This window comes from Mucilaginibacter sp. L196 (assembly GCF_009765905.1).
Taxonomy (GTDB): Bacteria; Bacteroidota; Bacteroidia; order Sphingobacteriales; family Sphingobacteriaceae; genus Mucilaginibacter.
In genome coordinates, this window is the sequence record NZ_LMUO01000015.1 from 258,866 (window position 1) to 279,561 (window position 20,696).

General features: G+C 38.2%; 22 protein-coding genes. 11 read left to right on the forward strand and 11 right to left on the reverse strand.

Annotated elements, in window-relative coordinates; translation table 11 throughout:
- Positions 1–78: 78 nt before the first annotated feature.
- The 3 genes from GSQ74_RS12115 to GSQ74_RS12125 are packed head-to-tail and all read left to right on the forward strand — an operon-like array spanning position 79 to position 3,183.
- Positions 79–546 (forward strand): Fur family transcriptional regulator, encoded by a 468-nt coding sequence (locus GSQ74_RS12115; protein ID WP_158993599.1) that lies wholly within the window; start codon positions 79–81, stop codon positions 544–546.
- Positions 547–584: 38 nt separating this feature from the next.
- Positions 585–1,862, forward strand: coding sequence for an adenylosuccinate synthase (locus GSQ74_RS12120; protein WP_158993601.1), 1,278 nt, complete (start codon positions 585–587; stop codon positions 1,860–1,862).
- Positions 1,863–1,911: 49 nt separating this feature from the next.
- Positions 1,912–3,183, forward strand: coding sequence for an anthranilate synthase component I family protein (locus tag GSQ74_RS12125; protein WP_158993603.1), 1,272 nt, complete (start codon positions 1,912–1,914; stop codon positions 3,181–3,183).
- A 51-nt stretch (positions 3,184–3,234) separates the two neighbouring features.
- Here the strand turns inward: GSQ74_RS12125 and plsY are convergent, their stop codons facing one another.
- The 3 genes from plsY to GSQ74_RS12140 all read right to left on the reverse strand — a co-directional run bounded on the left by plsY (position 3,235) and on the right by GSQ74_RS12140 (position 5,257).
- On the reverse strand, positions 3,235–3,882 hold the full coding sequence (gene plsY, locus GSQ74_RS12130; RefSeq protein WP_158993605.1) for a glycerol-3-phosphate 1-O-acyltransferase PlsY: 648 nt from the start codon (positions 3,880–3,882) through the stop codon (positions 3,235–3,237).
- An 88-nt stretch (positions 3,883–3,970) separates the two neighbouring features.
- Positions 3,971–4,816, reverse strand: a complete 846-nt coding sequence (nadC, locus tag GSQ74_RS12135; protein ID WP_158993607.1) for a carboxylating nicotinate-nucleotide diphosphorylase — start codon at positions 4,814–4,816, stop codon at positions 3,971–3,973.
- A 45-nt stretch (positions 4,817–4,861) separates the two neighbouring features.
- Positions 4,862–5,257: a DUF4783 domain-containing protein gene (locus GSQ74_RS12140; RefSeq protein ID WP_158993609.1), complete on the reverse strand. Its 396-nt coding sequence runs from the start codon at positions 5,255–5,257 to the stop codon at positions 4,862–4,864.
- 104 nt (positions 5,258–5,361) lie between these two features.
- Between GSQ74_RS12140 and gpmI the strand changes: the two genes are divergently transcribed.
- Together gpmI and GSQ74_RS12150 are read left to right on the forward strand one after the other, a co-directional pair.
- The gene (gene gpmI / locus GSQ74_RS12145) at positions 5,362–6,885 is read left to right on the forward strand and encodes a 2,3-bisphosphoglycerate-independent phosphoglycerate mutase (RefSeq protein ID WP_158993611.1); all 1,524 of its coding nucleotides are present in this window, start codon (positions 5,362–5,364) and stop codon (positions 6,883–6,885) included.
- Between the two features lie 91 nt (positions 6,886–6,976).
- Positions 6,977–7,429, forward strand: coding sequence for a hypothetical protein (locus tag GSQ74_RS12150; protein ID WP_158993613.1), 453 nt, complete (start codon positions 6,977–6,979; stop codon positions 7,427–7,429).
- Here the strand turns inward: GSQ74_RS12150 and GSQ74_RS12155 are convergent.
- Positions 7,420–8,049: a tetratricopeptide repeat protein gene (locus GSQ74_RS12155; RefSeq protein ID WP_158993615.1), complete on the reverse strand. Its 630-nt coding sequence runs from the start codon at positions 8,047–8,049 to the stop codon at positions 7,420–7,422. The genes GSQ74_RS12150 and GSQ74_RS12155 overlap by 10 nt on opposite strands.
- Before the next feature lie 368 nt (positions 8,050–8,417).
- Here GSQ74_RS12155 and lon point away from each other — a divergent pair, with 368 nt between their 5' ends.
- The 3 genes from lon (at position 8,418) to GSQ74_RS12170 (ending at position 13,013) form a co-directional block, all read left to right on the forward strand.
- Positions 8,418–10,892 carry an endopeptidase La gene (gene lon / locus GSQ74_RS12160; RefSeq protein WP_371724322.1) on the forward strand — a complete coding sequence of 825 codons (2,475 nt, stop codon included), beginning with the start codon at positions 8,418–8,420 and terminating at the stop codon, positions 10,890–10,892.
- 138 nt (positions 10,893–11,030) lie between these two features.
- Positions 11,031–11,963 (forward strand): hypothetical protein, encoded by a 933-nt coding sequence (locus GSQ74_RS12165; RefSeq protein WP_158993619.1) that lies wholly within the window; start codon positions 11,031–11,033, stop codon positions 11,961–11,963.
- Positions 11,964–12,038: 75 nt separating this feature from the next.
- Positions 12,039–13,013 carry a lipid A deacylase LpxR family protein gene (locus tag GSQ74_RS12170; RefSeq protein ID WP_158993621.1) on the forward strand — a complete coding sequence of 325 codons (975 nt, stop codon included), beginning with the start codon at positions 12,039–12,041 and terminating at the stop codon, positions 13,011–13,013.
- A gap of 8 nt (positions 13,014–13,021) precedes the next feature.
- Here the strand turns inward: GSQ74_RS12170 and arfB are convergent, their stop codons facing one another.
- Positions 13,022–13,429 carry an alternative ribosome rescue aminoacyl-tRNA hydrolase ArfB gene (gene arfB / locus GSQ74_RS12175; protein ID WP_158993623.1) on the reverse strand — a complete coding sequence of 136 codons (408 nt, stop codon included), beginning with the start codon at positions 13,427–13,429 and terminating at the stop codon, positions 13,022–13,024.
- Between the two features lie 91 nt (positions 13,430–13,520).
- Between arfB and cmk the strand changes: the two genes are divergently transcribed.
- Positions 13,521–14,201, forward strand: coding sequence for a (d)CMP kinase (cmk, locus tag GSQ74_RS12180; protein WP_158993625.1), 681 nt, complete (start codon positions 13,521–13,523; stop codon positions 14,199–14,201).
- A 25-nt stretch (positions 14,202–14,226) separates the two neighbouring features.
- Here the strand turns inward: cmk and GSQ74_RS12185 are convergent, their stop codons facing one another.
- Together GSQ74_RS12185 and GSQ74_RS12190 are read right to left on the reverse strand one after the other, a co-directional pair.
- Complete coding sequence (locus GSQ74_RS12185) at positions 14,227–14,652, reverse strand: dCMP deaminase family protein (protein ID WP_158993626.1); 426 nt, start codon at positions 14,650–14,652, stop codon at positions 14,227–14,229.
- A gap of 133 nt (positions 14,653–14,785) precedes the next feature.
- On the reverse strand, positions 14,786–16,423 hold the full coding sequence (locus GSQ74_RS12190; protein WP_158993627.1) for an MFS transporter: 1,638 nt from the start codon (positions 16,421–16,423) through the stop codon (positions 14,786–14,788).
- A 162-nt stretch (positions 16,424–16,585) separates the two neighbouring features.
- Between GSQ74_RS12190 and GSQ74_RS12195 the strand changes: the two genes are divergently transcribed.
- Positions 16,586–17,239, forward strand: coding sequence for a LysE family translocator (locus GSQ74_RS12195; RefSeq protein WP_158993628.1), 654 nt, complete (start codon positions 16,586–16,588; stop codon positions 17,237–17,239).
- A gap of 1 nt (position 17,240) precedes the next feature.
- Here GSQ74_RS12195 and GSQ74_RS12200 read toward each other — a convergent pair whose 3' ends face one another.
- Positions 17,241–17,888: a YceH family protein gene (locus GSQ74_RS12200; RefSeq protein ID WP_158993629.1), complete on the reverse strand. Its 648-nt coding sequence runs from the start codon at positions 17,886–17,888 to the stop codon at positions 17,241–17,243.
- Positions 17,889–17,964: 76 nt separating this feature from the next.
- Between GSQ74_RS12200 and GSQ74_RS12205 the strand changes: the two genes are divergently transcribed.
- Positions 17,965–18,777, forward strand: coding sequence for an MBL fold metallo-hydrolase (locus GSQ74_RS12205; RefSeq protein ID WP_158993630.1), 813 nt, complete (start codon positions 17,965–17,967; stop codon positions 18,775–18,777).
- Here the strand turns inward: GSQ74_RS12205 and GSQ74_RS12210 are convergent, their stop codons facing one another.
- The 3 genes from GSQ74_RS12210 to GSQ74_RS12220 form a co-directional block, all read right to left on the reverse strand.
- Positions 18,778–19,608 carry an N-acetylmuramoyl-L-alanine amidase gene (locus GSQ74_RS12210; RefSeq protein WP_158993631.1) on the reverse strand — a complete coding sequence of 277 codons (831 nt, stop codon included), beginning with the start codon at positions 19,606–19,608 and terminating at the stop codon, positions 18,778–18,780.
- A gap of 88 nt (positions 19,609–19,696) precedes the next feature.
- Complete coding sequence (locus tag GSQ74_RS12215; RefSeq protein ID WP_158993632.1) at positions 19,697–20,128, reverse strand: Fur family transcriptional regulator; 432 nt, start codon at positions 20,126–20,128, stop codon at positions 19,697–19,699.
- Positions 20,129–20,140: 12 nt separating this feature from the next.
- On the reverse strand, positions 20,141–20,578 hold the full coding sequence (locus GSQ74_RS12220) for a MerC domain-containing protein (protein WP_371724327.1): 438 nt from the start codon (positions 20,576–20,578) through the stop codon (positions 20,141–20,143).
- Between the last annotated feature and the right edge of the window lie 118 nt (positions 20,579–20,696).

Below are 20,696 nucleotides of genomic sequence, written 5' to 3' on the forward strand. Positions count from 1 at the left end.
CAAAAAAATATAAGCAACCTATTCACTTAATCAACTTAATCAACAAATTAACTACCTTTACAAGTTAATAATCCAATAATGTCGCAAGTAGAAACCATTGCATTGGTTAAGAAAATTTTTGAGGCTTACCTCGAAAATAAAAACCTCAGGAAAACCCCTGAGCGTTTTGCCATACTCGAAGAAATTTATTCCAGAAGTGATCATTTTGATGTGGAGTCGTTGTACATCCACATGAAAAATAAAAAATACCGTGTAAGCCGTGCCACGGTATACAATACTTTAGAGCTATTAGTATCGTGCGATTTGGTTACCAAACACCAGTTTGGTAAAAATATGGCACAGTTCGAAAAGTCGTACGGTTACAAACAACATGACCATATCATCTGCCTTGATTGTGGAAAAGTAGTAGAATTTTGTGATCCGCGCATCCAACAAATACAAAGTATGATGGGTGATCTGCTTAAATTCGAGATAAAACACCACTCTTTAAACCTTTATGGTAATTGTGAAAAACTTAAGGCGGGGTTTTGTGATAGAAAAATATAACTTTGCCACCTTTCATTAACAATCGAATAGATATTTAAATGGCTGTTGACGTATTATTAGGCCTCCAATGGGGCGATGAAGGTAAAGGAAAAATTGTCGACGTACTTAGCGCCGGTTACGATATGATCGCACGATTTCAGGGCGGGCCAAATGCTGGTCACACTTTGGAATTTGATGGCAAAAAATATGTACTGAATACAATCCCTTCAGGTATATTTTTTAATAACACGCTTAACCTTATAGGCAACGGTGTGGTTATTGATCCTATCACCCTTAAAAAAGAAATAGAAAAATTAAAAGATGCCGGGTATGATCTTTTAGCTAAGAAAAACCTGGTGATAGCCAAAAAGGCACATCTTATTTTACCTACCCACCAATTGCTTGATGCTGCATCTGAGAAAAAGATGGGCGAAGGTAAAATCGGATCGACTTTAAAAGGTATCGGCCCAACTTATATGGATAAAACCGGACGTAATGGTTTACGTATTGGTGATATTACACTACCTGATTTTAAAGAACGTTACCAGAAACTGGTTGATAAGCATGTATCTATGCTAAAATCACTTTATGGTGATGTTGCTGATTTCTCTGAGCGTGAAGCATTGTTTTTTGAAGCGGTTGATCTGCTTAAACAATTCCCACTAGTTGATTCTGAGCATTTGGTTAATGAGTATGTAAAACAAGGCAAAAAGGTATTGGCAGAAGGCGCGCAAGGCACTATGCTTGATATTGACTTTGGCTCATACCCATTTGTTACTTCATCAAACACTACTACTGCTGGTGCTTGTACCGGTTTAGGTATAGCGCCTAATAAAATCGGTGAAGTTATCGGCATATTTAAGGCTTATTGCACACGTGTTGGTGGCGGCCCATTCCCTACTGAATTAAACAACGAAACAGGCGAAGAATTACGCCGTATAGGCCATGAATTTGGCGCTGTAAGCGGAAGGCCTCGCCGTACCGGCTGGATCGATCTACCGGCTTTAAAATACGCCATAATGCTTAATGGCGTTACTCAATTGGTAATGACCAAAGCTGATGTTTTAAGCGGTTTTGACAAGATTTATGCTTGCACTCATTATAACTATTTAGGCGAAACAATAGATTACATGCCGTATGATATTTGCGCTGTTGAACCTACGCCTGTTTTAAAAGAAATTGATGGCTGGAACGAGGATTTGACAGGAATTACTGAATTATCAGAAATCCCTGAAAGGCTTAAATCATACATCAGCTTTTTAGAAAAAGAACTGGAAGTACCGGTAAAATATTTATCTGTAGGACCAGATAGGGTACAAACATTAGAATTGTACTAAAAAAAAAATAAATGTAGAGACGCAATATTTGCGTCTCTACTTATATAAAGTGATCACACAAATAAAAGACCCGCAAATCTTCAAACAAAAGGCCCTGCAATGGGCATCTACTTTTGATGCGGTTTGTTACCTCGATTCAAATAACTTTCCTGACCAATATTCCAAATTTGACGCGCTAATTGCAATCGGAGTAAAAAGCTCGATTACAGCTAATGCGGGAAACGCTTTTGAACAACTGGCAAAATTTCGCACCGAAAATGAAGGTTGGATTACCGGTTTTTTCGGCTACGATCTAAAAAATGAAGTAGAAAATTTAACATCATCAAATCCTGATGCTCTTGATTTTCCTGATCTTTATTTCTTTGCGTCTAAACATCTTATACTACTCAAAGGAAATCAAATCGAGATTATATCAGATGATGAGCAGTTTATTTTAGATAACATACAAAATCATCAGCCCCATCAAACCACAAAATCATCATCCATAAACATACAATACAGGTTTAGTAAAGCCGAATATTTGGATGCTGCCAATAAAATAAAAGAGCATATTAGTCGCGGCGATATATATGTAACCAATTTTTGTCAGGAGTTTTTTGCGGAGAATGCAGTGATTGATCCATTGGAAGTTTTTTCAAAGTTGAATACCATCTCCCCCAACCCTTTCGCCGGATTTTTTAAATGGGGAAGCAATTATATCTTGTCAGCTTCACCCGAACGCTTTTTGGCTAAACGTGATGAAAAACTCATCTCCCAACCCATAAAAGGGACAGCCAAACGAGGAAAAACTGCCGAAGAGGATGAGGCCATCAAACAACAACTACGCAGCCATACCAAGGAACTACAAGAAAACGTAATGATTGTTGACCTGGTACGCAACGACCTTACCCGCTCCGCGAAACAAGGCACCGTAAAAGCTGAAGAACTCTTTGAGATCCGTAGTTTCAACCAATTACATCAAATGGTCTCAACTGTTGTTTGTGAGATCGAGAATGATCTTACACCTATTGATGCTATCAGAAACACCTTTCCGATGGGCAGCATGACAGGCGCGCCTAAAATGAGCGCTATGCGTTTGATGGAAGAGTTTGAACGCAGCAAGCGCGGTGCTTATTCGGGTGCGATGGGCTATTTTAGTCCTGATGGCGATTTTGATTTTAATGTGGTGATACGCACCATTCTATATAACGCGACGAAGAAATACCTATCTTTCCAGGTTGGCAGTGCCATCACCTACCATGCCGATGCCGAACAAGAGTATGAAGAATGCTTACTTAAAGCAAAAGCTATTTTGCAAGTGCTGGGTCAGCAAATAATTTAGCGCCCATCCACACACTTATCGGTGACCCTTTTCCAAAAAAAGCAAGTTATTTTAGGCAGATTTCTTTTTGAAGAAGTTAACCTTGGATTCAGTTCCTTTTAAAAGGCGCTCAATATTCTTTTGGTGAGTAACCAATATGAGTAAACACATGCACATTCCGTAAATTATCACAGCTCGTATATACATTGGGAACACGAACGTAACACATATGGGGTATGCAAAACCTGCCATAATAGAGCCTAACGATACATATCGTGTAATTAACAAAACCGTAATAAATATACCTACGCAAAACAATGCTGCGGGTAGGTTAATTGCCAATATCATACCGAACAAAGTTGCTATACCTTTCCCTCCTCTAAAACCTGCAAATATTGGGAACAAATGGCCCATAACCGCGGCTATACCAAGTGCTAAAGCATAGTTCATATATTCAGGTGAGTTATAAGCACCTGTTGTTGAAACGCCAATAAAATAAGCTATGTTAGTGGCAGTCCACCCCTTTAAAATATCAATAAGCATAACAGGTATACCTGCTTTTTTGCCTAAAACCCTAAAAGTATTGGTTGCGCCTGCGTTTCCGCTGCCATATTCACGTACGTCTACATCAAAAAATGCCTGCCCTATCCAAACCGCAGTTGGGATAGATCCGCACAAGTAGGCCAGTATGAGCGCTGAAATCGAATAGATTGATATCATCTCTGTACAATATTACTAAATTGTAATCATACTTAAATAGTAAATGCTAATAAATAGTAAAATGAATTTCTTAATTAGAAATCACCAATCACTTTACTGCCTTTAAACTCAAATCAAGGCTTTTAACAGAATGTGTTAAGGCTCCTACTGATATGTAATCAACACCACAGGCCGCATACTCACGTATATTATCAATTGTAATACCTCCGGAAGCCTCTGTAATAAATCTTCCTTCGATCATATCAACGGCGCTCCTAAGGTCACTAAAATTAAAATTGTCCAGTAATATACGGTCAACACCACCAGTATGCACAACCTCTGTTAACTCTTCAATATTGCGCACTTCAATTTCAATAGCTAACTTTTTATGATTAGCTGCCAGGTAATTATGCGCGCCCTCAATTGCTTCACTTATACCGCCTGCATAGTCAACATGATTATCTTTTATCAATATCATATCATACAACCCAAAACGATGATTTACGCCTCCGCCAATACGTACTGCCCATTTTTCAAGATATCGCAGGCCTGGTGTAGTTTTGCGGGTATCTAAAACCTTAGTGTTATAACCTTTCAAAACATCAACAATCTCGTTAGTTTTAGTAGCTATACCACTCATATGCTGCATGCAGTTCAGCACCAGGCGCTCTGCTTTTAGTATGCTTTGGGCATCGCCCTCTACTTCAAAGGCAATATCGCCGTATTTTATATCGGCACCATCTTTTAAATAAGCGGTCATTTTTAAGCCTTCATCCACAACACGAAATATTTCAGCAGCAAGTTCAACCCCTGCTAAAACACCATTGTCTTTTACTAAAAGTTTTGCTTTGCCTATTGTACCGGCAGTGATGGTTGCCAACGAAGTGTGATCGCCATCACCAACATCTTCTTTTAAGGCACTTATTATAAACTGGTCAACGTATTCCTTATCCAAAATATTTACTTTTTAAGAAGCTCAAAAGTAAAAACAATTAGATTATTATTTAGTTTTTTCGACTTCAATCCTCATTTCAACAATTTTCATTTCTGCATCGTGCTTACTCAAAGTTAATGAGATGCGGTACAGGCCTTTATCGGTATTCAAAAAAACAACTCCGAACAAATAATTAGGATTTGAATCTATTTTATGAAAAAGCCGTACACTTTTAGGCTTGTTGTCTGCAAAAAATTTATCCAGCACAGGTATTGCCGTGGTTTTATCCAAACTGTTATCACCACCTAAAACAGTAACTTCTACATTATCTGAAAACTGTTTCGATAGTTCCTGTGTATTGCCTTGTCGTAGCATATGCATAATATTATCAATAGGATCAGCCTTAACCACAAGCGGCAATAAAAACAGCAATATAATTGCATGCGCGTAAATAATTTTCATGGTGATCAACAGGTTGGTTTCTAATAAGACCTCAATTTAAGAAAAAAAGTTGCATGATTGAATTATTATTGATGTTTATACCGCGTTGATTTTATATTTGCATTGTGGAAAAACAGAAAAAAGTTGCATTAATAATTTTAGACGGCTGGGGTTACGGCCGTAACGATCAGTCGAACGCTATATTAGCTGCTCACACTCCTTTCTTTGATTCTTTATTGGGGAAGTATCCTCACTCCAAACTAGAGGCATCAGGTATGGCTGTTGGTCTGCCCGACGGACAAATGGGAAATTCAGAAGTAGGCCATATGAATTTAGGTGCCGGCCGCACTGTTTACCAGGAGCTTGGTCGTATACACAAGGCAGTTTTAGATAATGAGCTGCCTACAAACCCGGTATTGAAAAATGCTTTTGAATACGCGAAGCAAAATAACCGCGATGTACATTTCATAGGCTTAGTATCTGATGGTGGCGTACACTCGCACATTAAACATGTAAAGGGTTTGTGCGATGCTGCTGGAGTATATGATCTGCAAAAAGTATTCATCCATGCATTTTTGGATGGACGTGATACTGATCCAAAATCTGGTATAAACTTTATGACTGAGTTGGAGGAGCATATCGCAAATACTCCGGTTAAAATAGCATCTGCAATCGGGCGCTATTATGCCATGGACCGTGACAACCGCTGGGAACGCGTAAAATTAGCTTACGATGTGATGGTTAACGGCGAAGGTGAAGCAACACAAGATATTAACCAGGCAATAAAAGAATCGTACCTGAAAGGTGTAACCGATGAGTTTATTAAACCTATTGTTAATGTTGGTGCTAATGGAAAACCATTAGCCGTTATAAAAGATGGCGATGTAGTGATCTGCTTTAACTTCAGGACTGACCGCGGGCGCGAAATAACATTGGCGTTAACACAAAAGTCTTTCCCGGAATATAATTTGCATCCGCTTAACCTGCATTATATCACCATGACTACCTATGATGATACATTTAAAAATGTACAGGTAGTATTTACAAAAGATGATTTAACAAAAACCCTTGGCGAAGTATTACAGGATGCTGGCAAAAACCAGATCCGTATTGCTGAAACTGAGAAATATCCACACGTAACGTTCTTTTTCTCGGGTGGCCGTGAAAAGGAATTTATAAATGAAAAACGTTTATTGGTGCCATCTCCAAAAGTAGCTACATATGATTTACAGCCTGAGATGAGTGCCGAAGGTATTCGTGATGCTATTATTCCTGAATTGGAAAGCGGCTGGCCTGATTTTATAGTATTAAACTTTGCCAATACCGACATGGTTGGCCATACTGGCGTGTTCAGTGCTGTAATAAAAGCTGCTGAAACTGCCGATGCTTGTACAAAAGCAGTAGTGGAAACTGGTTTGGCTAATGGTTACTCGTTTATAATTTTGGCAGACCACGGCAATGCTGATTATATGGTAAATGATGACGGCTCACCAAATACCGCGCATACAACCAACTTAGTACCTTGTATTATTATTGATAAGGATGTTAAACAGGTAAAAGATGGTAAACTCGGCGATATTGCCCCAACTGTACTTCAACTATTAGGTGTTACCATACCTGAAGAAATGAGCGGTAATGTATTGGTATAAATCCCAACTACTTATAACTGCTGGTTTCGGCTTATTCTTAATGTCAGGTTTGCAATCATGTAAACCTGACATTAAAGAAAACCGTACCAGCATGAAATACTTTGATATAAAAAGTTTTTTTAAAAGCGATTCGGCAAGACTCACCCAACTCAATCAGCCTATTTTAAAAACAGTTAAGCATAACGGCGTAAGTGAAAGCAAAACTGTACATATTGCAAACTGGGGTACTGAGTTAAGTTTATTTAGCGGGGCTGATATTAACAAACCCGCATGGAAGGATAGTTATAAAGTAACGGTTGATAGCAACCTCATCGTTTACCAGGCATTAACGCCCGATTTAAAAATGCGGGAAATCCGGATAAAATTAGTTGCAGGGAAGGTGAAATACATGATAATTTTGGACTCAACCAAAAACATTCTCTATAGCTCTCTTGAAAAATTATCATATTTCCCCGATTCGCTATACCTCATCCAAAAGACACAAACGGTCAAATTATTAGGAACAAATAAGTATGATATAAGCGGATATTTTAATCACCGATGATTATCAACACTGGCCAGTTTTTCTTTTGAGGCGTCCATTAATGTTGAAATATCTGTTCTGGAAGGATCGTTGTTTAAAACCTTTTCAAAATCGGCAATTGAGGCTTTTAAAGAGTTAATCCCCCTTGTTTTGTCATAAAAGCGGGAATTTGGTTGTAATTTAAAGCAACCATAATCGTGGTAAGCAATACCCCTGTTTTGGTAAAATTTAATATCGTTCGGATCAGGATTTATATCTATGGCTTTGGTAAAGTCATAAATAGCACCCAATAAATATTTTTCTTTATCTGACGGTGAAAGCGAATTATCTTTCCCTAAGTAACTTTTTGCTCTGGCCCGGTAATAATAGGCAGAAGCATCGGTTGGTTTAATAGAAATTACCCGGTTATATGCTATGATAGATTTTTTGTAGTTGTCGCTGTGATAATAAGAGTAACCCAGCATCCACAAAGCATTGGCATCTGTTGAATCAACACTGCATGCTTTTTCCAACTGCGATATGGCCGATTTAAAATCACCGTCCATAAAAGCCTGCTGCCCTAATTTAACATAAGCGTTTTGCGCGTAAGCTACATCAAGCGTTGAGAATATTAATAACGATACAATGACCGATAACTTCATCCGGAGTCTAATCTGTAACAAAATAATATAACATTAACTGAATTTGCAAGTAATTATTATTCAGGTATGTAGTTTAATTCAAAAAATAATAACAATCAATAATCACTATAGCTTTTAGCATGACTTTTTTTCACCTTTGTTAAGTATTATAAAGTTATTTGCAATTCATTCAAATCAATTTATAATAACCAAACAATCAACATATTACATCTTTACAATAAATAACAACGTATATTAAATTATCTTGGCATAGGTCTTGAATCATATGATATAGTTGTTAATCAACGTTATTTTATAACGCATTTATTAATCCTGCACATTTCAGGGTGACAAGATGACGTTTTATTTTTATATAAAAAACCATTTTGATGAGTTTTGATCCATACGATTTTAAGAGCGCTTTACCGATAATAAACGATGATTCTGAATTTTTTCCGCTGATGTCATCTGAAGATGAAGCGGAAATGAATAATGAGCAGGTGCCTGATGTATTGCCTATATTGCCTTTACGCAATACTGTTTTGTTCCCGGGTGTAGTTATTCCAATAACTGTAGGTCGTGATAAATCCATAAAATTAATACGCGATGCCAATAAGGGCGATCGTATGATAGGTGTTGTATCCCAACAAGATGTAGGCATTGAAGACCCTACATTTGATCAGCTTAACCGCGTAGGTACCGTTGCATTGATTATAAAAATGCTTCAAATGCCCGATGGCAATACTACCGTCATCATCCAAGGTAAAAAACGTTTTATTTTAAACGAAGAAGTACAAAGTGAGCCTTATATTAAGGCTACTATTAATCCGTTTAAAGAGACTAAAATAAAAGAGGATAAAGAATTCAAAGCCATGATCTCGTCAATAAAAGATATGGCAATGAATATCATCCAGCTTTCACCAAATATCCCGAGCGAAGCCGGTATAGCTATCCGCAACATTGAAAGCACTTCATTTTTGATCAATTTTATATCATCAAACATGAATGCCGAAATGACTGCCAAACAGCATTTGTTGGAAGTAGCCAATTTGCGCGAGCGTGCTAACCTTGTTTTAGAACACCTGACACTTGATTTGCAAATGCTGGAACTAAAAAACCAGATACAAACCAAAGTGCGTGTTGACCTGGACAAACAACAGCGGGATTATTTCCTGAATCAGCAATTAAAAACCATACAGGAAGAACTTGGCGGCAATTCACCCGATTTAGAAGTTGATGATCTGCGTCAGCGTGGTTCCAAAAAGAAATGGGCGAAAGATATTGGCGATCACTTTAATAAAGAGCTTGACAAACTGGCCCGTATTAATCCGGCTGCGGCTGATTACTCAGTACAAATAAATTATTTGGAGCTACTCCTAGATTTGCCATGGAACGAGTTTACTAAAGATAACTTCGACCTTAAACGAGCCCAAAAGGTATTAGATAAGGATCATTTTGGTTTAGATAAAGTAAAACAACGTATTATAGAATACCTGGCTGTGCTTAAATTAAAACGCGACATGAAAGCCCCTATTCTATGCCTTGTTGGCCCTCCGGGGGTTGGTAAAACATCTTTGGGCAAATCAATAGCTAAAGCTTTGGGGCGTAAATATGTAAGGATGGCATTAGGCGGCATACGTGATGAAGCCGAAATACGTGGCCACCGTAAAACGTACATCGGCGCTATGCCGGGCCGCATCATTACATCAATCAAAAAAGCAGGTGCAGCAAACCCCGTGTTTATACTGGATGAGATAGATAAAGTTGGCAATGATTTTAGGGGCGATCCCTCATCAGCGCTATTAGAGGTGCTTGACCCTGAACAAAACAGCACGTTTTATGATCATTATGTTGAGATGGATTTTGATCTGTCGAACGTAATGTTTATCGCCACAGCAAATTCATTAAGCAGCATACAGCCTGCATTATTGGATCGTATGGAGATCATCGAGGTAAGTGGTTACACTATTGAGGAAAAAATTGAAATAGCAAAACAGCATTTAGTACCCAAACAACGTGAGGCTCATGGCCTAAAAACAAAAGACATTACCCTAAAAGGTGATGTGTTGGAGAAAATTGTGGAAGATTATACCCGCGAATCCGGCGTACGTGCTTTAGAGAAAAAGATTGGCTCTGTTGTGCGTGGCATAGCTAAAAACATTGCTATGGAAGAAGAATATAATTCCACAGTAAGCAAAAAAGACGTTGAAAAAATATTAGGTGCACCTATCTACGATAAAGACCTTTATGAAGGTAACAATGTTGCCGGTGTGGTTACAGGTTTAGCCTGGACGTCAGTAGGTGGCGATATTTTGTTTATTGAAGCCAGCTTAAGCCCCGGTAAAGGACATCTGTCGCTAACAGGCAGCTTGGGCGATGTAATGAAAGAATCTGCTACTATAGCCATGGCTTACCTGCGTGCTCACGCATCATATTTTGACATTAACCCTAAATTGTTTGAGCAATGGGATGTGCATATACACGTACCTGCGGGCGCTACACCAAAAGATGGACCTTCGGCAGGTGTTACCATGTTAACGGCGCTTACATCAGCATTTACGCAACGTAAAATAAAGCCTCACTTAGCCATGACCGGCGAAATAACCCTTCGCGGTCGTGTTTTACCGGTAGGTGGTATTAAAGAAAAAATACTGGCGGCAAAACGCGCGAATATTAAAGAAATAATACTCTGCAAATCAAACCAAAAGGATATACAGGAAATCAGGGAAGACTATATTAAAGATCTTAAATTTAATTACGTTACTGATATGCGCGAAGTTATCAACCTTGCGCTTTTAAATGAAAAGGTTGATGACGCACTTGATCTAACCATAAAAGAGGATAAAAAACCAATATTGAATTAATTATTGGTTATCCGCATTTTAATTAAATGTTTCGCATTAATAACAAAAGTTAAGTCTAATGTTGTTAACACGAAACATTTTTTTGTTGGTTAACGTTTCATAGGATAATTAACATAGTTAATACTTGCTACCTATTTTATGAAAGGCCTTATTACGTTAAAAATTATTTTAACATTACTCATACTTACAACCTATAGCTATAGACTGAGTGCCCAAAATAGCGATGGCCAAAATGATACGATCAAAAGAGTAATAATTGTAGTTAGGCCCGGTTATAATGATCAATCTTCTACTTATACCAATCCTTCAAACAGCTCTACATCAAATAATAATTCAGGCGGTAATACATCTAATAGCCCAGCGTCAAATAACCAATCACCATCTTCCAATTCAAACCCGGCAACAGCGTCATCATATACACCATTAGCGCCTACAACGGCCGAAAGGTCAGGCACACCGGATTATATGAATCCAGTAGTGAAAAAACGTGTTACTACACAAATAATTCCGGTCACTCCTGTTACTGTAAAAAAACCAACAGCAACAACTGGTTCAGAAGCTACTGATACTACTTTATCAGTAACAAACATTAAAATAAAACGAGATACCGTTTTTATTACGAAAATAGATACCGTGCTCATAGCTACCCAAAAACATACCAGCAATAGAATTTTATTTCTTGAATTAGGCGGGCCTGGACTTGCTATATCATTAAATTACGATCAACGCCTTTCGGAAGGAAAAGAAGGATGGGGTTATCGTGTAGGTATGGGTTATTTTGGTGATGGCGGTAATACCGTATTTACCATACCATTACAAGTAAACTATTTGATTGGCTCAAACGGCAAGTATTTTGAATTAGGCGGCGGTACTACCTTTTTAAATACTACGGGCGATAACACCGGTAAAACATTCATATTCGACAGGATCACCGGGTTTATAGGCACCGCGACTATCGGCGTTCGCTACGAACCGGAAAAAAGCCTAAATTTTCGCCTGGGCTTCGTCCCAATATTCTCTAATGATGAAATAATATACGCTGGAGGCTTCAGCGTGGGGTATACTTTTTAATATTAATTGTCAAATTAATATTAAAATCAGTTTCTGTTCAGTGGTTTTGTTAATTTCGCCAACTAACTCCGCCGGATGAAACTTAAGTTACTCATTTTAATAGCTTTTCTATTTATTAGTACTCAATTATTTGCGCAAACTCACAGCAACGAAATTGGCGTAGAAACCGATAACGATTCTTACTTATTGCGAGGATCAGACAGGTATTACACCGATGGCATTTTCGTCTATTTCAGGCATGCTTTAGCGGTAGATAGCAGTTCCATGCTACAAAATAAAGTACTCGGGTTTGAGGCAGGGCAAAAAATATTCAACCCCCAATCCGGATCAATTGTATTAACTCCCGGCGGCCCGCCTGATCCCTCGGCTATTGATCGCCCGTTTGCTACTTATTTATATGTAGGTTCAACTTTAAACTTTCTTTATAGTGATGAAAGCAATCTAAAGTTAAGCGCCCAAATCGGCATGATTGGCCCAGATGCTTACGGAAAACAGGTGCAAACCTGGGTACATAAAACTTTTGGCTTCTACCCGCCATCAGGCTGGCAGTATCAAATAGATAATAACGCGGTTTTAAATCTATCAGCCGAGTACAACAGGCTGTTGGCAAGAACAACAGGATTTGATGTTTCCCTAACCAGCTACGGAAATTTAGGCAACGGTTTTAGCGGCGCGGGTTTAGGGCCATTATTCAGGTTCGGAAATTTCAACCAGTTGTTCAATTCTGTTAGCACACAAAGCAGTGCAATTAAAAAGAATAAAAAAGCGCCTTTGCATCAACACGAATTATTCTTCTACTATAAACCACAGATAAATTATGTGGCTTATGATGCGACAATACAAGGCGGTTTATTTACCACCAAAAGCCCTAACAGCATGGAAGTAACATCCGACAAAGAACCATTTGTTTTAAGCAATCAATTAGGAGTGGCTTTTACCACAACCCGCTTTGTATTTGATATAGCAGCCACATACCATACCAAGGATGATAAGGAAATGATACAATCTCATCAATGGGGAGCCATAACAGGCTTATATCGATTTAAATAAGCTACTTGCTAATCAAATTTGGCTCTTCGGCTTTCTTTTTTAGCTGAATTAATTCTTTTGTTTTCCAATCGGATCGCCTTGGCTGCCTTACTTATACCTTTTTTCTTCCTAATTTTTGGCTTATGAAGTGATATGGTAAGTAACCCTACCAACCGTTCCAACGCCTTTTGCTTATTCATGTATTGGCTTCGGTCTTCATCACAAATAACCTGTATTAAGCCATCTTTATTAAAACGGGATTGTAATTTATCGTTCAGCAACAGCTTTTCATCATCATTAAAAAGCACTGAATCATTTACCGAAAATAATAGCTCAACTTTAGTAGAAACCTTATTTACATTTTGCCCGCCCTTACCTCCGCTACGCGAAGTTTTGTAGAAAACTTCCTTTTGTAATATATCTCTATTGATGTTCATGGGATACGGCGGGTTGGCTATGCCGCAAATATAACTTTATCGTCCTATCAATAATTAACCAATCAACTAATTTTGTTATTTTAGTTGCTTCATGAGCAAGAATATTGTAGTTGCCATTGATGGCTATTCCTCGTGCGGTAAAAGCACCTTAGCTAAGGCATTAGCTAAAAAACTTCATTTTATTTATGTTGACAGCGGGGCTATGTACCGTGCGGTTACCTTGTATTTTTTACGTAATAATGTCGACCAGAGTGATATTTCGCAAGTTGCTGAAGCGCTTAAAAACATTCACCTGAACTTTCACTCACGTGATTACGAAACGCACATTACGTTAAATGACGAAGAAGTTTCTGAAGAAATAAGACAAATGCCTGTTTCTGATAATGTGAGCGCGGTATCAGCTATACACGACGTACGTGTAGAAATGGTTAAGCAGCAGCAACGCATGGGTAAATCAAAAAACATAGTGATGGATGGCCGCGATATAGGAACAGCGGTATTTCCTCATGCTGATGTTAAAATTTTCATGACTGCCGATCCGAAAGTGCGTGCCGAAAGACGTTATAAGGAGATGATAGGCAAGAACCCAGATATCACATTGGAAGAAGTTTTTAAAAATATCGCCAATCGTGATTATCAGGATACTACCCGCAAGGAAAGCCCGCTGGTTAGAGCTGATGATGCCATAATATTGGATAATACGGACTTAACGCCACAGCAACAGTTAGATTTCGCACTGGATAGGATTCATCCCTTAATAACTAATATATAGTCATAGTAATTACATCCACTATAAGTTAATCGTTAAATTTCTCGGTTAGTACTCCGAACTTATTTAAGAAATCAACACCTTCATCGCTCGCTAAACCCTTGTATTCGGCATAAGAGTGTTTGTAGTAAACATGTTTTATACCCGCTGAATAGATCAACCTCGCGCAAGCAATACAAGGCGATAAGGTTGTATACAATACCGATCCTTCCAGCTTTGCACCATTTTTAACGGCATATAGTATTGCATTCTCTTCGGCATGCAATGCCAATGAACAGCTACCTTTTGAATCACGCGGGCAACCTGTCTCAGGCCACTCTTCATCACAGTTATGTGTAGCCGCTGGTGGGCCATTATATCCTATTGATATAATACGGGTATCCCTGGTTAAAACTGCTCCCACATGTGCTTTAATGCAGTGTGAGCGCAATGCTAAATCTGTTGCCAGATTCATGAATATATGATTGAAACTCGGTTTCATCTTTGAATGTCATTTGGTCATTAACGTCATTGAGCCATTAGGTCACCTGTAATATACAGAATGGCCTAATGACTCAATGAATAATGACTAGAAATTATTAATATTATTAATGTCCGCCTTTGGCTTCCACATGATCTAAATCGATACCCTGGCTACGCAATTCGCGACTAACCTTCCAGGCGAAGTAAATAAGATAGGCAAAACCACATGCCGGAACTATGTATGAGAAGTGAATACCACTCATACCTTGTATTAAATTATTGCTACCATCAGCAATTTTACCTTGCAATGGTGGGATAATAGAGCCTCCTAATATCATCATAATTAAAAATGCGGAACCCTGACTGGTGTATTTACCCAAGCCTGTTATAGCTAAGGAGAATATTGAAGGCCACATAATTGAACAGCATAAACCACCGCTAATAAAAGCAAACGTAGCAACCCTGCCAGTTGTAAATAGCCCTACCAGTATAAAAATAACACCGAGAACACCTAATGTAGATAAAGTACGTACAGGTTTTTGGTTGCCTATAAAGAAAGCTACAACCAATATACCCACACAAACAGCATAAACATACAGATTGCTTACATCAACCCCTGCAAAGAATTTATTTACTGCCAAAACAAGCGCAAATGCAATAAATGGTACTAAAACATATAGAATATTTTTTGTTGTTTTTGCCAGATTAAAAGCACCTATTGAACCTGCAAAACGGCCTATCATTAAACTACCCCAATATAATGAAATGAAGGGTGCAATTTCTGATTCATTAAACGACCCAAATGCCGGGGTTTTTAATAATGACCCCATATTACTTTGAATAGTTACCTCAGTACCCACATAAGTGAATATAGCTATCATGCCTAAAATTAATTGAGGGTATTGCATAGCCCCCCAACCATGTGTACTTTTTTTAGCGGCAAATATGGTACCTACCAATGTAAAGATGATAATGGCAAGCGAAGCATAAACAAAATATTGGCTTGGTATTGATGTTTTAAGGCTGATAGGATCAGCAGCAAGAATCAATAAAAACGCTATAAAAATAATAAACAGCGGTGTGTTTGCTTTGGTACTTGATTCAAGTTCTTCGTCACTCGTAACCTTTGGCAGATTTGAGACCCAGAAAAATATTGCTACCGCTATAAACAAACCTGCGAGTATATAATATAGGTCATCTATTGATGATATTTTCACATCGGCGTCTGCTATTTTAGCTGATGCCGAGCCAAACAATACTAAACCCACAACAACAGGCCCTAACAAAGCGCCAATGTTGTTTACACTACCTGCAAAATTTAAACGGTTTGAACCTGTTTCTGGCGAACCAAGAGCAACAACAAAAGGATTTGCCGCGGTTTGCTGTAATGAAAACCCAATAGCGATTATAAAGAATACAGTTAAAATTAAGCCAAATGAACCTGATGCAACAGCAGGAACCATACCTAACGCTCCTGCAGCAGATATTACAAGACCAAGAATAATACCATTTTTATAGCCTAACTTATTTAATATATCCACTTTACTGGCTTGTGATGCAAAGTACAATATCAACGATCCGATAAAATACCCGCCATAAAAGGTGAAGTCAATTAATTGAGATTGAAATTGCGATAAATTAAAGTGTGATTTGCAGAATGGTATAAAAACCCCATTAGAAGCAGCTAGAAATCCCCAGAAGAAAAATACGGTTATGAGCGTATATAACGCAGAGCCGTAGCTTTTTTGTTTGTTTTGTTCCATTATTTAATTAGGTTGTACAGTAATTGATATGAAACCACTAACATAAATGATTTTTTAGAATTACAGCATTGTTTTTTTTAATTAATGGTGCCGAAACATTAAGTTTCTATTTTTAAGAGATAAAAATCGCATATTCGCATTGTTCAACTGAGCTTATAATTAATGATAGAAGCTGTTATTTCGGGACTGGGGTTTGGATTAGTGCTGACGTTCCTTACAGGCCCTGTTTTTTTCGCTTTAATTAAAACTAGTATTGCTAATGGCTTTCATGCCGGCGTTGCATTGGCGCTTGGTGTGGTTTGCAGCGATGTTGTGTTTGTAGGCGGCCTGCTATTCGGCTCGCAGTATATTAATATATCTGAGCAGCAAAAAACTATTGCCGGGGTAATTGGTAGTGCTATTTTGTTTGCGGTTGGGGTATATTATTTCTTTAAAAAAGCCGAAGTCACTTATAAAACCTCAGTGCCATCAAGTATTAACCGGGCTGGTTATTTTTTGAAAGGATTTGCCTTGTGTATATTCAATCCCAGCCTGTTATTTCATTGGGTTACGGTTATAGCTGCCGCAAGTACTCTGTTTAGAGTTGGCGCTCATCATCGTTCCTTAGATATTGGTATCATGTTTTTAACCATCCTGATTGTGCAATTTGGTATGGATACCACCAAAGCTTTTTATGCTGATAAATTGCGCGCACGAATCTCCGTTAAAATGATCCACCGCCTTAATGAAGTTGCCGGGATTGCATTAATTATAGCCTCACTGATAATATTAGATAAGCTGGTTACCCACTTTGTTTTCGCTGCCCCTTCTGCTTAAATCAAGACAGTTCCTTCATCAAATTATCAAAAGCTTCTTTCAATGTTGCCAACTCCTGCTCCAGTTTGCTAACCCGTACTTCTAATTCGCCTGAAGACCTTACTGGCTGCTCATCATTTAAATCTTCCGTCAAATCAGGTGTACCTGCTAATAAATGGGCATAACGAACTTCTTTTTGTCCCGCGCGGCGAGGTAATTGAATTACAAATGGTGTTTCTTCTTCTGATAATTTCTCCAGGGCAGCTTGCACATCCTCAATAGATTCAAACTCGTACAACCTGCCTGAGTTGGTATTCAGTTCACCTGGGGTTTGTGGCCCACGGAGTATTAACAAACAAATGATAGCTACTTCTGATGGCACAACCGGGAATACAATACCAAAATTATGCTTATATTTTACCGAGCGATCCGAGCCACCGGTAGCGGTTGATACCAATCCACGCCTTTTTAATGTATTTAAAGCTAATACTACCGTTTCCTCATCATAGTTTACCACCGGCTTACGGCTTGTTTTTTGATTACAGGCTGCTATCAAACTATTAACCGTCATGGGATAATAATCCGGTGTAGTTTTGCTTTTTTCCATTAGCACACCGAGTACACGTAGCTCAGAGGCATCAAGTACAGGTAAAGTTTTTGGTGAATCCATGCGCCAAATATAATCATCCGTTTTGTATTGAAATTTTAAGTTTTTTGATTAAAAAGCGAGTATTTTTGTGGCAGAAATGTCGCTATTTATTACATCACTAAATTCGGGGAGTAATGGCAACTGCTATTACATTGGAAATGAGCACGAAGCCGTACTGGTTGATGCCGGAATTTCATGTCGCGAAACAGAAAAACGCATGCTCAGGCTGGGATTATCTATCCAAAAAGTAAAGGCCATATTTATTTCTCACGAACATACCGATCATATCAGCGGTGTGCCCGTGTTGGCAAAAAAGCATAATATCCCGGTTTACATAACTCCCGGAACATTAAAATATCTCCGCGTTATTCCGGAAGACTATCAAATAGTTCATTTTATAGCCAATAATCCGGTTACTATCGGCGGGTTAACCATTACTGCATTCTCTAAATTTCATGATGCCATCGAGCCGCATAGCTTCATTATCTCCTGCAAGGAGATAACAGTAGGTGTATTTACAGATCTTGGTGTAGTTTGTGAAAATTTAATCACGCATTTCAGCAAATGCCACGCAGCATTTTTAGAAGCAAATTACGATGATGAGATGCTGGATAATGGTGGTTACCCCTATCACTTAAAAAGAAGGATTCGTGGCGGGCATGGCCATCTTTCAAACAAACAGGCATTGGAGCTTTTTGTAAATCACAAACCTGAGTTTATGAGCCATTTATTACTTGCCCATCTATCCAAAAACAATAACTCACCCGAATTGGTATATGAGCTTTTTAGCACTAACGCTAACGGAACTGAAGTTGTAGTGGCATCAAGACATGAAGAAACACCTGTTTATCACATTGGCGGGGTAAATGCAATTATCGGCAGGGCAAAACAATTGGCCTTTAATTTATAGTTATTTGCTATCTACTTGGTTTTTATACTCCCCTATCGCTTTGACAATCGAGCTAACAATTTCGCCTTGTCCGCTTGCTGAATTTAGATAGTCTTCTTCTTCCGGATTATTGATAAAACCGGTTTCTATCAACACATTTGGCATACCGCTGTGGGCTAATACCAGCACGCTTTGCTCTTTAACTCCTAAAGTAACCCTATCGCCAGTTGCCTTAAATTGATCCATTAGTAAGTCGCCAAACAAAATGCTTTGTTTGCGGTATTTTTGCATATAGGTATTTAAAACAATCTGATTTACCGGGTCGGTTTCATCATAGCTCTCGTAAGTTTCTTTATAATTTTTTTCCTGGTATATAGATGAGTTTTCACGTACAGCCTCTAACTGTTCCCCTTTTCGTTTATAACTATATACTAATACCATTACCCCTTTTTGTTTATGAGCGATACTTGCAGTACCCTCAGGCGATGAATTGCAATGTATTGAAATAAACAGGTTTGCATTATTATCATTAGCGATCTCAGAGCGATGATTTAACGGAATAAAGGTATTGTCAGCCCGAGTCATAATAACTTTGATGTCAGGATAATTTTCGTGTATCGCATCACGAAGTTTCAAGGCTATATTGAGTGCTACCGTTTTTTCAAGGGAATATGAGCCATGTGCCCCGGGGTCTTTTCCGCCATGTCCGGCATCTATAACAATCGTTCTTACTCTAAACACAGCTGTGGTGTCCTGTTGCGGAAGTGTAAAGGAAACAATTGCAGTATAGGTTGTAAAAAACAATATTGCTATCCCAGTAATTGTAGTTATTCTTATTAAATATTTTCTCATTAATTATATATCGTTTCTACCCACTCTCACCCATCAACCGCACTATTAACCAACCAGATTTAACTCGGTTTGGTTGTATTATTTTTAATTATTTTTTGTTGCATTGCGGACATGTGCCTGATGCATAAAGTGTGAATCCCTCGGCTTTAAAACCGGGTGGCAAGTTGAACGCCGGCAAACTTAAATCATTTAAACAATATACCTTATTACAAACGGTACAATTAAAATGCAAATGTTCGTCGTGATGATGGTGTTCCTGACAGTTAGAGGTACAAATGGCATAATTAGCAGTTCCATTTAAATCAAATATCTTATGGATAATGCCTTTTTCTTCAAACACATTTAATATACGATAAAGCGTAACACGGTCCACATCTTCCATTAAACCTTCCAAATCGGGTTGTGATGTTGCTGTATTTTTTGCAGACATCATAGCCAAAACTTTTAACCTTGGGCCGGTTTTTTTCAAATGATGCAAGTCAAGCAAATGCTCAAATCTATTATTGGTTATTTCTGTCATTTAATATGGCTATCAATGCGCCTCATGGTTACAAACTTTGCAGGCGCCAACATACCTATAATTTATAAAATGTGCCGTTGCTATGGTAAACCCACCCAAAGGTACAACAATACCTTCAAGCCAACCAGCAATAAAAAGATGGCCAAGTATAATTATTGTAAAACCTATACTTAATAATAATAACGGAACCAAACGCCTATGCATGCGAAAATACGAAGAACTGATAGATGATACACCAATTATAAAAGCTAAAATTATCATGCCCCACTCAAACCATGGGTTTGCTAAAAAGCCAAGGCCAATTAATGGCAAAACAGTTATAAAAATAGGTACAAGAGCACAATGGATAGCACACAATGTTGATGCAGTCATACCTATATTATCCAATTTAGCAGTTAGTTTGGTGAATTCCATGGTACAAATATAATCACAAATGCAACTATGATGCATTTAATTTATACTTTTTTTACTTTTTGATTATTTTATATTCGTTTAACATTAATTAAATATTGCTGGTAAATATTATTTTTGCAGCTGCTAATGTCTAAACTGTGTCTCAAAATATAAG

Excerpts from the sequence above, each read along its gene's own strand:
- GSQ74_RS12195 (WP_158993628.1), top strand. The coding sequence starts at position 16,586 with ATGATAGAAGCTGTTATTTCGGGACTGGGGTTTGGATTAGTGCTGACG.
- GSQ74_RS12185 (WP_158993626.1), bottom strand. The coding sequence starts at position 14,652 with ATGAATCTGGCAACAGATTTAGCATTGCGCTCACACTGCATTAAAGCA.
- GSQ74_RS12170 (WP_158993621.1), top strand. The coding sequence starts at position 12,039 with ATGAAACTTAAGTTACTCATTTTAATAGCTTTTCTATTTATTAGTACT.
- lon (WP_371724322.1), top strand. The coding sequence starts at position 8,418 with ATGAGTTTTGATCCATACGATTTTAAGAGCGCTTTACCGATAATAAAC.
- GSQ74_RS12165 (WP_158993619.1), top strand. The coding sequence starts at position 11,031 with ATGAAAGGCCTTATTACGTTAAAAATTATTTTAACATTACTCATACTT.
- GSQ74_RS12150 (WP_158993613.1), top strand. The coding sequence starts at position 6,977 with ATGAAATACTTTGATATAAAAAGTTTTTTTAAAAGCGATTCGGCAAGA.
- cmk (WP_158993625.1), top strand. The coding sequence starts at position 13,521 with ATGAGCAAGAATATTGTAGTTGCCATTGATGGCTATTCCTCGTGCGGT.
- GSQ74_RS12205 (WP_158993630.1), top strand. The coding sequence starts at position 17,965 with ATGTCGCTATTTATTACATCACTAAATTCGGGGAGTAATGGCAACTGC.
- plsY (WP_158993605.1), bottom strand. The coding sequence starts at position 3,882 with ATGATATCAATCTATTCGATTTCAGCGCTCATACTGGCCTACTTGTGC.
- GSQ74_RS12215 (WP_158993632.1), bottom strand. The coding sequence starts at position 20,128 with ATGACAGAAATAACCAATAATAGATTTGAGCATTTGCTTGACTTGCAT.
- GSQ74_RS12115 (WP_158993599.1), top strand. The coding sequence starts at position 79 with ATGTCGCAAGTAGAAACCATTGCATTGGTTAAGAAAATTTTTGAGGCT.
- GSQ74_RS12120 (WP_158993601.1), top strand. The coding sequence starts at position 585 with ATGGCTGTTGACGTATTATTAGGCCTCCAATGGGGCGATGAAGGTAAA.
- GSQ74_RS12220 (WP_371724327.1), bottom strand. The coding sequence starts at position 20,578 with ATGCATCATAGTTGCATTTGTGATTATATTTGTACCATGGAATTCACC.
- GSQ74_RS12210 (WP_158993631.1), bottom strand. The coding sequence starts at position 19,608 with ATGAGAAAATATTTAATAAGAATAACTACAATTACTGGGATAGCAATA.
- GSQ74_RS12155 (WP_158993615.1), bottom strand. The coding sequence starts at position 8,049 with ATGAAGTTATCGGTCATTGTATCGTTATTAATATTCTCAACGCTTGAT.
- GSQ74_RS12140 (WP_158993609.1), bottom strand. The coding sequence starts at position 5,257 with ATGAAAATTATTTACGCGCATGCAATTATATTGCTGTTTTTATTGCCG.
- arfB (WP_158993623.1), bottom strand. The coding sequence starts at position 13,429 with ATGAACATCAATAGAGATATATTACAAAAGGAAGTTTTCTACAAAACT.
- GSQ74_RS12200 (WP_158993629.1), bottom strand. The coding sequence starts at position 17,888 with ATGGATTCACCAAAAACTTTACCTGTACTTGATGCCTCTGAGCTACGT.
- GSQ74_RS12190 (WP_158993627.1), bottom strand. The coding sequence starts at position 16,423 with ATGGAACAAAACAAACAAAAAAGCTACGGCTCTGCGTTATATACGCTC.